This window comes from Porphyromonas sp. HMSC077F02, from assembly GCF_001815465.1.
In the GTDB taxonomy this organism is placed as follows: Bacteria; Bacteroidota; Bacteroidia; order Bacteroidales; family Porphyromonadaceae; genus Porphyromonas_A; species Porphyromonas_A somerae.
The window spans coordinates 184,631-184,916 of record NZ_KV820630.1 but is presented as its reverse complement, the minus strand read 5'-3'; positions in this window follow the sequence as shown (position 1 = coordinate 184,916).

The following is a 286-nucleotide window of genomic DNA, read 5'->3' as shown; positions in this document are numbered from 1 at the left end:
TCTCATTCCCTAAAGTAATCAATCCACAACAAGCAGCAGTACTTTGATGAAATCGTAGCGTTGTATCTCATTCCCTAAAGTAATCAATCCACAACCACTGATAATCAACCTTTTGCAGTTGAAATGTTGTATCTCATTCCCTAAAGTAATCAATCCACAACTCTCGTAGGTCAATTCCAAAGTGCCAAGATGTTGTATCTCATTCCCTAAAGTAATCAATCCACAACTATGAATGTCAATCTATGCGACGCAGTGAAGTTGTATCTCATTCCCTAAAGTAATCAAT